A 14,526-nucleotide genomic window follows, 5' to 3' on the forward strand; every position below is an offset into this window, starting at 1 on the left:
AGAATTTTATCCCTATGCACTTGGAATGACTCGTGTTGAGTTCGTATGACGATGCACTAAATGTAGTTGCCCATCTGCCTTCTTATAGATCAACCAGTTATCAGAATTTAAATTATATGCATTAATATGTATCTTCTCTCGTTTAGTTGGCCTTTTACCGTTTTTCATGTTTGCCCTCCTTTACATGAGCTCATTTCATGCTATAATGACCTCAACATGTGTTTTTATTAGACCGTCAGCCCCAACTGGCGGTTTCTCCTGTTTCTTCTTGTGCCCAAGAAAAATATTCTTAAGTTTAACGGTTTATAATCAGGATTAATTTTTAAAAACGCTTCATTTTTCTTTCTATTCACTGTGGATTTCCCCATCTCTAATTTCCTTGCAATTTCTCTTGTGGTATATCCCTCACCCACGTGCTGAATGATTAATTTTTCCTTTTTCTCCAGCACACTCGTTACTTCTTCAAATTCAACTGATAACAACGCTTCTTCTTCCACATCGATAGGAGAAACTGCATAATATTCATTTACTGATTCCTCATCTCGATGCCAATCAATTGAATGAATATTGATTTGATTCCTTTCCTCATGGCTCACTTTTCTACTTACCTTAAAAGGCATTCCTTTCATATGTAGCTCATCACTCATGGCCCATTTCATACCTTTCATCACGTATGCATGGAATGTATCTATTCTCTCTGCATCACATTTCATACAACACCGCCATAAATGCATACGACCTACTTGAATTAAATCGTCCAACTCCATATTGTTCATTTCTGCAATTTGTCTTGCTCTTGCTATACTTCCAAATCTTTGTTTGATCGCTGCGATTACTAAATACTCTTTCTCTTCGAACAACTTTTCAGGTGTCATTTTCTTTTACCATCCTTTCATTATTTTTCAAACAGCTCGTCCACTGTTGTTTTGAAGTATTTTGCTAGTTTTTGAGCTTCTTTTAGGGTGAAATCACTTTTACCGTGTTCCTTAGCAAAATATGTTCTCGGTGAAATATGGATTAAATTTGCAATTGCTTCTTGGGTCATACGTTGCTCTTTTCGAGCAATAAATAAGTTTTTGTACATACATATCACTCCCTGTATATTTTATATTTACATCAACTCCTGATTGAAGTATTCCCTTCAATTAGCTTTGGATAAAATCGTTCAAAAACGAACGTTTCGTTCGTATCGGAGTTAAAAAAAATCTCCTCTATTGATTCATCTAAAAAGTCAGCTATTTTTTTAGCAACTTCCATGGATGGGCTGCGCTCTTTTTTGTCCAGCATTCTTATATATCTTTCAGTAACCCCACAATGTTTTGCGATTTTATGATAAATTATTGATTGTTTCATGTCTACCTCCCACAAGAACGTTTTGTTCGATTACAATCATATCGAACAATTTATACATTGTCAATGACTTTTCGAACATAATGTGCTATGATTAATCCCAAAGAGAACAAGTTGTTCAAATGAATAACTTTATGAGGTGATTAAATTGATGGGTATAGGGGCTAGAATAAAAAAACTCAGAAAACAACGTAACTGGACGCAAGAAATCCTAGGGAAAAAGGTAGGGGCTTCGTCTCGTGTAATTGGTTATTATGAATCCGAAGAACGTTTTCCTTCACCAGATACTATTGCAAAATTATCTGATACATTAGAAGTAACAACTGATTTCCTACTAGGACGTGGTAACGAATTAGATATAAAGAAACACACAAAATTCAAGGAAATTATGGAACGATTAGATACGCTCCCTGAGGAAAAACAGGAAATTGTACTTCAACAGATGTTGGCAATAACCAAAACATTAGAAGATTATCATAATAACGAAAAAAAATAGCCCCTCATCTTGGAGACGGGCTATCTTTTAAATTCTAAAACTTTCTTCTATGTACTCTTCAATTAATTCCGGTTTAGTTTCATCTATTGTGCTCAAAAATAGTTCTACAATCTCTTCTCTCGTCATTTCTATTCCCCCTATGTTTTTTCATTCTCATCTCTCACTTACATTCTATCATCTTGAAATTTATTAAATATCTTACTCGCAAAACTTTTAAAAATAAATTTTTAGCTACTAATTACCCCAAATAAAATCAAATACAATAAAAAAAAGACAACTTTTGGTTGTCTTTTTTTATTTCAGCCCCCAGGTTTTGTCCCCTGTTCCATCTTTTGTATTTTATTAATTTGATAACTCTTTGTTTCGAGTACCTTGTCTGTTATTGGTATTATGAATGTCATTGCACAAATTACTAATACAATTTTCTTCAAAATTAATCCCTCTTTTCTCTTTTTTGTACCCCATAATCCATTTTAATGTTGGATGACTATCACCCTCATTATATAACTTTCTTGCAATTAAACCAGCAAAAAAATAATTAGATTGTGCAAAAAAATGTTCAAGAACTTCATGCATAATTCCATAATCCTTACTTGCAATAGCTCTAAAGAAGATCACAAAATCATCATCGTCTTTCTGATAAAAAGCCTTCTTTATTTGATCAATCTCTTCAAAATTTAATACTCTATCTTCATAATATATTTTTGCCAATAAGAGATTATGTCTTGTCTCTTGTTCTAATTCAAATATCCCCGATTTTTTAGAAACTTCATGACTTTGTTCAAGATACTGTAAACAAAGTCCTTTATCCTCTATTAAATAAGACATACCTAGTCGGTAATATGCATCAGCAACAGTTTTATTACAGATGTTTGCGTTAATTATAATATACGCATAATGCCTAGTAGCTTCTAAATCATTAAGTTGCAAACAAACTGTACAAAATAGCTCTGCAATTCTGTGAATATAACAATTCCTTATAAATAATTTTCGGCTTTCACTCACAGCTAAAATAGAATTTTCAATTTCATTTCCAATTGTAAACATACGTTCAAAATTTTTATCAAAATAATAATTGTAACATTTCATAATTTCCGATAAAACACGTAAAACTGGATCTTGAATTTTTCCGTATTTCTCCAGTTCTACCTCGATATCATTCCCTGGCAATGTATCTTTCATGTAATCATACAAAATTTTATATACGCCTACATATTCTCGTATAGATGTTTCTTCACTTAAATGCTTATTAATAAGTTCGTTTAATAATTCAGTATCTCTAATAATAGCTGCATATTCGAAGCTCTGCTTAATTAATTCTGTAGAATTTAATTCTAGACACCAGTTATACATCAAATCTTTTGATTCAACTGTACTTAATGACATAACATGCGATAGTTTAAGTAAATTGCAAAAACTAATTGTTCCCTGATTTTTAAATTTTGACATATAGTGCAGAGGAACATCCATTTTTTCGGCCACAATTGTTAAATTTAAATCCTCTCTATCTTCAATCAAATCACATATTTTTTGATTAAAGCTCATAAAAACATTTCCCCCTCTCTAAAACATAAAAATTCACCATCCCATTTTCTCAACCTCTAAACCGCACTACGAATGATGAATGTCTGTTAAACTAAAGAGGAACTCGTATGATGCAAGTGTTTTTCCTAAGATAGCTTTAGGATGAACGGTGTGAGAGGTTTTGGCAGAAGCACCCCTTACACACGCTCTGCGAGTTTTTATGTTTTCTGTTTTTTATTTTTTGTTTTTTACGATTATTCTGTCTATTAACTTGACAGAAACCCATATACTGTATACAGAGCCAATTTTAGCACGGACTCGCATTCTATTCCACTCTAAAACTTATTTCTCAATATAGCATTAAAGAAAAAACTTGAAAATATTTGAATGCATTTTCACATATTTTATATTCGTAATGAATATTGGTTCATTATTCATTATATTCCACTCAAATTAACGTAGAAACCCGCCAATTTTTAAGTAGTGCACCCAACCAATTCTGAATTATATTAGAATATCATAAGAAACAATTTTCAAACTTTCTCAATATGTATCACGATATTATTATGGTAATATGATTTTACCCTTACTTGTATCATCATGACTGGTTTTCTACTAATAGTAGTGGGAGTGTTTATTTCTTGAGTAATTTCAAATCTAAATATGTTATACTGTTTTAAACGGCAATTTTATTTTCATGTAGGTAATATGTTATTAAAATTAAAGTGGTTAAAGTCAAAGAAAGGCTCTCAATTTATTTTGAGAGTCTTTTCTTTTGGTAACAAACAAGTTATAATCTACCCAATAAATTTAATTATCAATCTTTATATATACAGGAGGGGTTCTTATGGTGGTCTACAAAGATAAAGAACGAGGAACATATTTTTTTGTGGTCAGAGTCCGTCAGTTTGATGGTACCCAAAAACAAGTAAAACGTCGTGGGTTTAAAACGAAAAAAGAAGCACGTGAAGCTGAAGCAAAAATGTTAATTGAAAAAGAAACAAATTCAAATTTTACATTCGCTCAAGTCGCGGATAGTTATTTTGATTGGTATTGCCAAAGGAGAAAACAATCTTCAATTAACACCATTAAAGCCATCCTTGAAAATCATTTACTAGAAAAGTTCGGAAAATCAAAAATCAACAATATAACTGCTAAGCATATCATGATCTACCAAAACGAAATTATTCATAAGTATTCAGCTGTTTATTTGAAAAAGATTCATACCGTACTGTCCTCAATTTTTAATTTCGCAATAAAATTTTATGGTCTCACAAGTAATCCTGCGAGAATTGCTGGCAACTTTGAAAAAGAATCGAATAAACGATTAAACTTTTGGGAATTTGATGAGTTTAAACAATTCATTCATGTAGTAGATGATTTACTATATCAAGCCTTTTTTACGACTCTTTATTATAGCGGTGCAAGAACTGGCGAATTGCTAGCATTAACATGGGCAGATATTAATTTTGAAGAAAAATCGATTAATATTAATAAAACCAACTATAACAGACAAATTACAAAACCAAAAACCAAAGCCTCAAATCGTATTATTATGCTACCATCTCTTGTCATAGACTTATTGAAAACATTAAAAGAACATGCTACATTAGGGGCACCGATAAAAAATGATTATATTGTATTTGGTGAATTTTACACAAGTATAGCGACAGCCACCCTTCATAAACGTTTTGCCAAATATGTTGCTTCTTCTGAAATACCTAAAATTCTACTTCATGAATTTAGACATTCCCATGCATCTTATTTAATAAATAGAGGTGTTAGTCCACTTGTGGTAGCCCAGAGACTAGGACATTCGGATGTGTCAACAACGTTAAATACATATAGTCATTTATATCCGTCAAAACAAGCGGAAGTAGTTGCGTTTATGGAACAAGATTTATCATTTTCGTTACCAATTCGTGACCTACGCCCTTTAAAAGGTTGATATTATGCAATTCGCAATGATCAGAGTAATCATTATACGTATATTTTTGGAACCACGATGTAACAGTCCATTGTGGAGATTTCGGCTGTAACACCTTATTCTCTATATACGATGGGTTCGCATGGTCTTTGCTTGCAATAATATAATCTAAATATTCGGCAGGACTATCAGGGAAATTATATTTTGCAATACTGTTTGTCGTTGCATCCCAAGTCGCTGTATGTCCAGTATAAGATGGTACAGAAGCGTTCAATGTTTTAAACATAGATGCATACTCTGAATCATTATTGTTCTCTGCATTTATCTTATTTACGTTCATATCACCACCAATTAACACATACTCATTATTTGGTATATTTTTATTTTTAATAAAATCTTGAATTTCTTTTAATTGGTTCGTACGTACAGATGCTGGTGAAGTTTTTCCGCACATACTATCTTCAGCCTGCAAATGCGTCCCAATCACGTGAACGAAACGATCATTTTTCTTAATTTTCGTGTATACAAATCCTTTATTCGATAAATTATCTGGCCCGCATCCTTTTGCAAATACATATTGAATCTTTTCAGCGATTGGCCATTTGCTCACAATCGCAACGCCACCATCTTCAGGAGTTGAAGATGAATAGTTCCCTAACGTTTTATCCCATTCGCTTCCACTACTACGACCTAATACTGCTGTTTGATTTGGATATTCTTTCTTCAAATTGCCTAATAAACGATCTGAGGCACTATTATCAAACACTTCATTTAATATAACAACATCTTGATTCTTTATATAATCTGCCGCCCCGATTAAATCAGCACGCTCAGTTTGTCCCCAGTTTGGATATAAGTTTGTTGATAGCATATATACATTATGCGTCATCACTTTTAATGTATCATTTTGATTTGTAGATGCTTCTGCTTGAGCTGAAGTTCCGCTATATAAAGCTCCTAAACCAACCCCTAAGCTAAGTACACCTTTTAGCAATTTACCTTTCACGTTTCATACCTCCATGTATTGTATAGTCATAAAAAGGCCAAATACTCTATTCTGAGATTTGACCTTTTTCAAATACTTAACGATTTCCGTACGTATCAAACCAAAGCTGAATGTATCCAGCAGTAACACGTTGTGCATCCATTAAACGCTTACCTGTCATTGGTGTAACTTCAGCGCGCCATTTATCTGCATATTCTTGTGATACAGCTGCTCTTACGAACCAATCTTTCGTATTATCATTTACAATGCCAGCGTAATCTTGTTTCGCAACTACTGCCGCTCCATGAATCCAATCTTCTGGATTTGTACCTTTCCAGTTCCAATATCCATTTCCATCCGTTACTTTATAATTATCTTTTATCGTATCTACAAAGTTTTCATATTTAGAATGGAATCCTTGTGGATACGAAAGGTTCGTAAAGTTTGCCGCATGCATCGGTTGGTTTACATCCCCTAAATAATGAAGAGATAATCCTAAATAGAAGAATGCTTGTTTCATATCTTTATTTTTGTAAGACTCACCAGCTAATTTAAAATATTTAGCTCCAGTTTCCTTTGCCTGCTTTGCATACGGAATATAAGTTTTCCCATTGTCAGGGTCATAGAAATGTGAAGCAAATGTGCTATTATCATAATAAGGATTTTCATAGTCAGCAGCATAAATACCGTTCTCTAACTCAGTACGCCATTCATTTAATAGTGCAACTCGATCTTGTTTTACAAGTGTTGTATTACGAGACATAATATCAATTGCACGGTTTACAATCCATAAATGAGAATTCACGCCTTCTTTATGTTTATCTTCAGCAGACCAGCGCGGAATAACTCCAAATCTCTGTCCCCCATCATTTTCATGAGCAAATGCAACACTTTGTAATGGAGCAACTAATGTAATAGCTGCCGCTAAAGCAAGTACTTTCTTTTTCATATAAAATCCTCCATTTTATAATTGAATTATTGTAAACATTTTGTTAGGATCCTATGATGTCGTCCGGTTAACCTATGACTAGAATATCCCACCTTTCACGAAATTTCTATCACTAAATTAAAATATGCAAATGTTCATATCATTATAACTTTATACACAGTGAATATAATGAATGAATACACTTTCATTTTAATAAACTATTATTAAGGCTTGTCTAAACTAATGTAAAAAAAGAGTAAAGCATACACATGCTTTACTCTTTTTTTCTATTCGATAATATACTTGGCAATTGTACATTAACTGCCAACTTATGTATAAATCCAAACACTAATCCGATCCCTATAAATATGTATAATATCGTAAATATCTTTCCGAAGTCAGTTTTGGGACTAAATTGTCCATCACCGACAGTAGTCAGCGTCATAACGCTAAAATATAAAGCATCCAGAGGACGTAACCCCTCCACTGTACTATAAAAGATTGTACCAGATATTAATGTCAAAATTGTTAATACGAATAACACTTGAAATTCTTTATCTTTCCATGCTCGCAAACAAGCTTTTAGCATCCGTTTCAATGTCAACATAAATGAAAGCATTAGACTTCCCCTTCCAAACAAAATACCTTTAGTTACAGGAAAGTCTATCACCTTTCTGTACAGAAAAAAAGTAGCCCTCTTCTATTTCTAGAAAAGGGCTACTCTTTTCGATTCTATCTTATTTAGGTGAAACAAGAATTTTCACTTGTGTTTTATCTTTTACAAGTGCTTCAAATCCTTCTTCAACAACTTGATCCACTGTAATTTTTTTCGTAATTAATTTCTCTGCTTGAATTTGACCAGAGCTAATCAATTTAATAACAGCTGGGAAGATGTGACGGTATCCTAAAATACCAATAACTTCTTTTTCTTTTAATACTAAGTTATTTGGAGTAATTGTTGCGTCTTTTTCCCATACACTAACAATTACAGTTTGTCCTTCGAAGCTTGTACTTTCAATCGCTTGGCGTAGTACAACTTCAACACCTGTTACTTCAAAGCTAACATTTACACCTAAACCATTTGTTAAGTTACGAATTTCAGCTAACACATCTTGAGTTGCTGGATTTAATACATAATCCGCACCTGCTAATTTCGCTAACTCTTGACGTTCTTTAGAAAGTTCAACTGCAATAACAGGAGTTGCTCCTGCTGCTTTAGCTGCTTGGATAACAAGAAGTCCAATTGGACCGCAACCAAATACAGCTACAGCTTCCCCTTCTTTTAATTTACTTTGACGTACTGCATGAACTGCTACTGCTGCTGGTTCTACAAGCGCACCTTGTTCATACGTCATTTCATCTGGAATGTGATGAACCATATCTTCTGGTACTACTGTATATTCAGAGAAACCGCCGCCTTCTCCGCCAAGACCGTGGAAAACAAGTTGTTCACAAACATTGTAATGTCCATGTTTACAAGCTTCACATTTACCACAAGAATAAATTGGCTCTACAACAACGCGGTCTCCCACTTTATGAGATGTAACTCCTTCACCAATCTCTATTACCTCACCACTAAACTCATGACCTAAAATAACAGGTGCTTTCACATGTGTTAATGGATGTTCTTCTGTTGGAATAAAAATAGGCCCTGCTAAATATTCATGCAAGTCTGTCCCACAAATACCACACCATTTAACTTTGATTTTCACTGTTCCTGGTTTTACTGTTGGTTCTGGTACTTCTTCTACTCGTACATCACGTTGATTATGCCAAAGTAGTGCTTTCATTTTATACATCCCTCTCTATGTATATACTTAACCTGGTGAAGTTTACAATTCTATTATAATACTTCTATCCATATATTTCAAAAAAACAATCACGTTCCCACTAATTTTTTACAAATAACGTTCAATATTTTGTCACTTTGTACTTTTTTCCACATCTGTTAATTCAATTTCATTGCAGGTGAAATTAGCATTGTGCCATAATAGCATAGGAGAGGTGAATATCGCTTGAAATATTTTATTTACTTTATCGTTATCGTGGCATTTTTAGATACATTTTCACAATTACCTATTATGAGTACTTTCGCTCAAAGCCTTGGAGGAACTCCTCTTATTATCGGGCTAGTTGTCGGTATGTACTCATTCGCTAATATGATCGGTAATATTATTGCTGGAGCCGCTGTCGATAAATTTGGTGCAAAAAAAATCCTTTATATAAGCATGGGAATTACGAGTTTCATAGTCTTGTTATACACCGTTGTTCAAAGTGGTGAACAACTATTAGTTGTGCGCTTTATGCATGGATTTAGTGATGGCTTTTTAATTCCTGCCGCCTTTACATTTTTATCAAAACAAACAAATGCAAAAAGACAAGGAAAAGCAATGGCTCTATCTGGTGCGGCTGTTGGAACAGCCGCAATCGTAGGACCTGCTTTCAGCGGTATTATGAAAGCAACAGCTGGCGTAGAGTGGGTCTTTATTACTATTTCTATTTTAATGGCTCTTGGTACGATCGTATCTCTATTCTTCTTACCAAATAACGTATCAAGAAAAGATACATCAAGAACGCAAATGATGAACAAAGAAGATATGGTTGAACTTTTAAAATCAGAACCGTTATTACAAGCATATATTGGTGCTTTCACATTAATGTTTTCACAAGGAATTGTCACTTATATGTTACCAGTAAAAGTTGAGGCATTAGCGCTTAAAGCATCCACAACAGGCATGATGTTAAGTGTATTCGGTATAACTGCTATCCTCTTCTTCTTGCTTCCAACAAATCGTATTTACGATCGATTTAATCGTTCGAAACTAATGCTAATCGGAATTGCAGTTATGGCATTCGCATTATCTTTACTCGGATTATTTGCTACAAAAGGTATGCTCTTTATCGTAATGATGATTTATGGAATTGGATTCGCAATCCTCTTTCCGTCTATTAACGCTTTACTCGTTGAAAATACTACAGACGATAATCGCGGAAAGGCATTCGGATTATTTTATGCCTTCTTCTCATTAGGAGTTGTTGCTGGCTCCTTTACAGTCGGCGCAATCGGAGCATCACCTAGCATTAGCTTCATTATCGGGACAGCATTTTTATTAACATTTGCTGGGATGATTTATGTAAGAAGCAAAGTAAAAAAGACAATGATGGGATAATCCATCGTTGTCTTTTTTTAATGATAAACCCCTATTCAACTTTTAACTTTCAACAAGCCGTATTTAATAAACAATATGGCATTATATTTTTCATAGAGATAATACAATGGATAACAAAATAAGAAGAAAATAAGTACAGTTGGTACACCGTCTATAATAGAAAAATATTTTACTAGTAATTCCTTAATACTCTCTCCAATCATAATAAATAGTGGAATGATACAAATTGCCACTAATATTAAACATGGTGTGATCCTCATTTCTTTTAATTTCACCTTACAATGTGGACACCTGAATGAAAAAGGATGCGGGAGATCCATAATATGTTGCGCAGTAATATCCCTTCACACTGTGGACATTCAATTACTTCTTTCATTTAACTCACTCCTTTCTATTCATAAAAAAGAGCACTATCCAATAGCGCTCTTTTATTGCCGAATATATTACTTTTGTGTATAGCCAAGTAACAATGTAAATAAATTAAACTGTAAAGACAATACTACATTTCTTCTTTTACAAAAAAAGTGTATCAATACCAACGATACTTCGACAATTTCCTCGGAAATATTTCCTTTCCCCACATAATTTGATACACTACACATGAATAAACACTTGTATTACATAAACTAAAATAATAACTTACTGTACAAATTAAAAAGCACACTCTTCATATGAAGAATGTGCTTTTATGTTATTAACGTTTAATCCAAACAGCGCCTGCCGATTTATCTTCTGCCTGTCCAACAACTTGGAATTTAAGTCCAAGGTTTGGAACTTTCCTTCCTGCATCTGCAATTTGCTTGTTACTATATACTTTTGAATCATCAAAAGTTGTAACACCTTGTAATCCAGAATAGTTAAACTGACCACGTGTTAATGAATTTACACTCCATGCTGGTGTTTTATCAAATGAAAATGCAGCATCTGCAATTTGCATGCCCGTATTACCGTGTGCTGGTTTTCCGTTTAAATTACCAACTAGCGCTTCTGGATGAGAATCTACAACACCAAGGAATCCTTCACCTGGATGCACCCCAACCCAGTTATCTTTGAAACTATCATCTGCATACCAAACGACAAGACCTGTATTATACACTGGACCTTTTCCTGCTTTTAAACCATTATCTGATCCCGCATAGTTTCTCCACTCTAAGTAGTAATAATGAGCTTTCTTCTCTGTCCCATCAGAAACAACAAAACCATTTAAATTCATTTTAGACTGTCCTTCTGCATCATCAGAAAATACAACTTGTCCATCAACAGTTACATTTACATTGTCCATCGCAAAACCTTTATATGTTACAGCCGGATCTGTAATATAGTCTAATTGTAGTTTCACTTTTTTTCCTTTAAATTGACTTAAATCATATGATTTATCAATCCATTTCCCATCTGTTGTATCTTTATCTCCTTGGACTACTTTTTCTCCAAGTCTATCAATTAATGTTTTCGTTCCATCTTCTGTTACTGCATGTACTTCGACGAAATCGCACTCTGCTTCTAACTCATAATTTGCTTTATAATCGAATTTTGCATTTGTTCCTTTTGTTAAATCAAAGAATGGTGTCTCTAACGTTGTATGCATATCATCGCCTCTTGTACTATAATATGCATGCTTTCCAAACTCCGGTTTAATCGTTTCAACACTTTTACCTGGTAAGTTAACACGTACAACGCCTGGACGATTTGATTTCGTAACACTTTGATCAATATAGGTAGGAACTCCCACACCACTCTTAATTTTATCGTAATCTACTTCTAATATTTTTGCCCAGTTGCCACCCATATTCTTTTGTAAGAAGTCTTTATTTTGTGGTGAAAAACTAGTCGGTTCTGTTCCTGCGATTTTCCCTGTCCAACTACCTCCACTCATTAATGACCAAGCTTCGACTGGTGAACCATTTCCAGTATATTTCGTGTCATATTCATCTGGTAATCCAAGATCATGTCCAAATTCATGTGCAAACACACCTACAGCTCCATCTTCTGGTTCAATTGTGTAATCATGTGCTGCTACTTTACCACCAAAGTAATCTACCTTTGATTTTGTACCTTCAATCGCTACTGGATCTACTGCTAATTTTGAACGATGTGACCAGATCGCATCATCACCTAATTTACCACCACCTGCTTCTTGACCAACACCAGCATGGATTACCATTAAATGATCAATTACACCGTCAGGTTCGTTTTGATTCCCATCCCCGTTTGTATCATATCTATCAAACTGATCAAACTGAGATAAATCTAGTCCTTTCTCAGCAGCTGCATGCAAAGCTTCTTTCACTAAATCACGTGCACCTTTCGGACCTTTATTATCGTGACCACTGCTACCATCAGCTCCATAATCAGATGCTTTTCCTGGAACTGTTAGCCACTCCGTTACATATCCGTCTGTCGTATAACTACCACCAGACTGCTCTTCATAGTATTGTTTAAACGTTTTTACTTTTGAACCATCAAATAATGTATACGGCTCCTTACCGAACAACATCTTTTGATAATGTTCTCTACTAAAGTCTTTCGAATACATATAACCTGGTGTTTGATCAATATTATTATGTTTATAATCACTAAATTCAACGAGTAGCACTAATACTTTATCCGATCGAACAGATCCTTTATATGGAGCTTGCTTTGCTTTTGAAGTTGGAACTTGCCCATTTAATTGCTTTTTATTTGGTTCTGGCTTTTGCTCAAGATTAATATTTTTTTCAGTCTTTTTTACATTTTCCTTTTCTTCCATCTTTTTCTCTTTTACTTTTTTTGTGAAATCAGACGTTTCTTGTAAGTGAGCATCTGGAAGAATTTCTTTGTTCGCCTGATCTCCTTGTTTCTTTTCAATATATTGCTCGACAGCCTTTTTCGTCTCTTCTTTAGAAGATGCTGGATTAATTGTTCCTCTTTCTTTCAAAGCTTCCGCTAAACGATCTTCTTGAATTAAATTGTAATCAATTGGCGTTGTAGACACATTCTCTTTCTCTTTTGCTGGCGTTTCTGCATATGCTAACGGCGCACTCATTACAGATGTGCATCCGATAATTGCCGCAATTGCTAATGACGATAACACTTTAAATGGCGCTTTTCTTCTCATTCTATTTCTCTCCTTTTATAAAACTTAAAATTCAGATAAATCGGTGCATTTTTGTCGAAATCTCTGTTTACTACCCTCCCTATATAAAAAGACATAATTCTATAAACATTAAACTTTCTGTTATAGAATCATGCCCTCCAGTTTTCTGGTCAGACCCTCTATCTGTTTATCCCTTGGTTCAACTAATAATCAGTGTGCTGATGAACAAAGCCCCCACTGATTAACGTTTCACTTTATATCGAAATATGAAAAATAAAGAGTTATGTGATATATATTAAATATCTTATATAACAAATTTAAAAGACAATATGCAAAATTGCATGAAAATTCTTTTAAATAAAAAAGAATCCTAGTCAATTAAACTAGGATTCTTGATTTTCTATTATTTCTCTTGTGTTTTTTCCCAATCAGCTAAGAATTTCTCAATTCCTTGATCTGTTAATGGGTGCTTCACTAATGAAGCAATTACGTTTGCTGGGATTGTTGCAATATGTGCACCGTTTAATGCTGCATCAGTTACGTGAACGCTGTGACGTACAGATGCTGCAATGATTTCTGTTTCGATGCCATGAATTGCAAAGATTTCTGCGATTTGACGAATTAAATCCATACCGTTATGACCGATATCATCTAAACGACCTAAGAATGGTGATACATATGTTGCACCAGCGCGAGCTGCAAGTAATGCTTGAACTGCTGAGAATACTAATGTAACGTTTGTACGAATTCCTAAATCTGAGAATGCTTTTACTGCTTTTAAACCTTCTGTTGTCATTGGAACTTTTACAACAACGTTTGGAGCAATCTTCGCTAATTCTTTTCCTTCTTCAATCATTTTATCAGCTTCTAAGCTAATTACTTCTGCACTTACAGGTCCTTCTATAAAGCTGCAAATTTCACGAATACGCTCATGGAAATCTACGCCTTCTTTTGCTACAAGTGATGGGTTTGTCGTTACTCCAGCTACTACGCCTAATGCATTTGCCTCTTTAATTTCGTTAATGTTTGCTGTATCAATAAAAAATTTCATTTGTTATTCTTCCTTCCTAATT

The 14,526-nt window shown here is 34.1% G+C and carries 14 protein-coding genes and 1 pseudogene; 3 read left to right on the forward strand and 12 right to left on the reverse strand.

Going from position 1 to position 14,526, the window contains the following annotated elements; genetic code table 11:
- Positions 1 to 12 precede the first annotated feature (12 nt).
- From CQ064_RS33710 to CQ064_RS21975, 4 genes are read right to left on the reverse strand one after another with little or no spacing between them, the layout of a single operon-like run.
- A complete protein-coding gene (locus tag CQ064_RS33710; protein ID WP_000788396.1) occupies positions 13 to 168 on the reverse strand; it encodes a DUF6906 family protein in 156 nt (51 codons plus the stop codon).
- Positions 169 to 227: 59 nt separating this feature from the next.
- A complete protein-coding gene (locus tag CQ064_RS21965; RefSeq protein ID WP_000187072.1) occupies positions 228 to 875 on the reverse strand; it encodes a sigma-70 family RNA polymerase sigma factor in 648 nt (215 codons plus the stop codon).
- 20 nt (positions 876 to 895) lie between these two features.
- Positions 896 to 1,084 (reverse strand): helix-turn-helix transcriptional regulator, encoded by a 189-nt coding sequence (locus CQ064_RS21970; RefSeq protein WP_000277640.1) that lies wholly within the window; start codon positions 1,082 to 1,084, stop codon positions 896 to 898.
- 32 nt (positions 1,085 to 1,116) lie between these two features.
- Positions 1,117 to 1,353: a helix-turn-helix transcriptional regulator gene (locus CQ064_RS21975; protein ID WP_000813894.1), complete on the reverse strand. Its 237-nt coding sequence runs from the start codon at positions 1,351 to 1,353 to the stop codon at positions 1,117 to 1,119.
- A gap of 148 nt (positions 1,354 to 1,501) precedes the next feature.
- On the opposite strand from CQ064_RS21975, the gene CQ064_RS21980 reads away from it, so the two are divergent.
- On the forward strand, positions 1,502 to 1,846 hold the full coding sequence (locus CQ064_RS21980) for a helix-turn-helix domain-containing protein (protein ID WP_000511081.1): 345 nt from the start codon (positions 1,502 to 1,504) through the stop codon (positions 1,844 to 1,846).
- Between the two features lie 342 nt (positions 1,847 to 2,188).
- Here CQ064_RS21980 and CQ064_RS21985 read toward each other — a convergent pair whose 3' ends face one another.
- On the reverse strand, positions 2,189 to 3,391 hold the full coding sequence (locus CQ064_RS21985; protein WP_000009558.1) for an AimR family lysis-lysogeny pheromone receptor: 1,203 nt from the start codon (positions 3,389 to 3,391) through the stop codon (positions 2,189 to 2,191).
- 826 nt (positions 3,392 to 4,217) lie between these two features.
- Here CQ064_RS21985 and CQ064_RS21990 point away from each other — a divergent pair.
- Complete coding sequence (locus CQ064_RS21990) at positions 4,218 to 5,318, forward strand: tyrosine-type recombinase/integrase (protein ID WP_000262043.1); 1,101 nt, start codon at positions 4,218 to 4,220, stop codon at positions 5,316 to 5,318.
- Here CQ064_RS21990 and sph read toward each other — a convergent pair.
- The 4 genes from sph to bdhA all read right to left on the reverse strand — a co-directional run bounded on the left by sph (position 5,257) and on the right by bdhA (position 9,000).
- A complete protein-coding gene (gene sph, locus CQ064_RS21995) occupies positions 5,257 to 6,303 on the reverse strand; it encodes a sphingomyelinase C (protein WP_000676798.1) in 1,047 nt (348 codons plus the stop codon). The genes CQ064_RS21990 and sph overlap by 62 nt on opposite strands.
- A 76-nt stretch (positions 6,304 to 6,379) precedes the next feature.
- Positions 6,380 to 7,231, reverse strand: coding sequence for a phospholipase CerA (cerA, locus tag CQ064_RS22000; protein WP_000730997.1), 852 nt, complete (start codon positions 7,229 to 7,231; stop codon positions 6,380 to 6,382).
- A 253-nt stretch (positions 7,232 to 7,484) separates the two neighbouring features.
- On the reverse strand, positions 7,485 to 7,829 hold the full coding sequence (locus tag CQ064_RS22005) for a potassium channel family protein (RefSeq protein ID WP_000948241.1): 345 nt from the start codon (positions 7,827 to 7,829) through the stop codon (positions 7,485 to 7,487).
- A 118-nt stretch (positions 7,830 to 7,947) separates the two neighbouring features.
- The gene (gene bdhA, locus CQ064_RS22010) at positions 7,948 to 9,000 is read right to left on the reverse strand and encodes a (R,R)-butanediol dehydrogenase (RefSeq protein WP_000645827.1); all 1,053 of its coding nucleotides are present in this window, start codon (positions 8,998 to 9,000) and stop codon (positions 7,948 to 7,950) included.
- Positions 9,001 to 9,225: 225 nt separating this feature from the next.
- Between bdhA and CQ064_RS22015 the strand changes: the two genes are divergently transcribed.
- The gene (locus tag CQ064_RS22015; protein WP_000873271.1) at positions 9,226 to 10,380 is read left to right on the forward strand and encodes an MFS transporter; all 1,155 of its coding nucleotides are present in this window, start codon (positions 9,226 to 9,228) and stop codon (positions 10,378 to 10,380) included.
- A gap of 35 nt (positions 10,381 to 10,415) precedes the next feature.
- Here the strand turns inward: CQ064_RS22015 and CQ064_RS22020 are convergent.
- From CQ064_RS22020 to fsa, 3 genes and pseudogenes are all read right to left on the reverse strand, one after another.
- Positions 10,416 to 10,756 (reverse strand): annotated as a pseudogene (locus tag CQ064_RS22020) (hypothetical protein).
- Between the two features lie 318 nt (positions 10,757 to 11,074).
- Positions 11,075 to 13,474 carry a M6 family metalloprotease immune inhibitor InhA2 gene (inhA2, locus tag CQ064_RS22025; RefSeq protein WP_001252973.1) on the reverse strand — a complete coding sequence of 800 codons (2,400 nt, stop codon included), beginning with the start codon at positions 13,472 to 13,474 and terminating at the stop codon, positions 11,075 to 11,077.
- Positions 13,475 to 13,856: 382 nt separating this feature from the next.
- Entirely contained in the window at positions 13,857 to 14,504 is a 648-nt protein-coding gene (gene fsa, locus CQ064_RS22030) for a fructose-6-phosphate aldolase (RefSeq protein WP_000667666.1), read from the reverse strand.
- Positions 14,505 to 14,526: the final 22 nt, after the last annotated feature.

Origin of the sequence: Bacillus sp. MYb78 (assembly GCF_002975115.1) — a bacterium.
Lineage (GTDB): Bacteria > Bacillota > Bacilli > Bacillales > Bacillaceae_G > Bacillus_A > Bacillus_A cereus.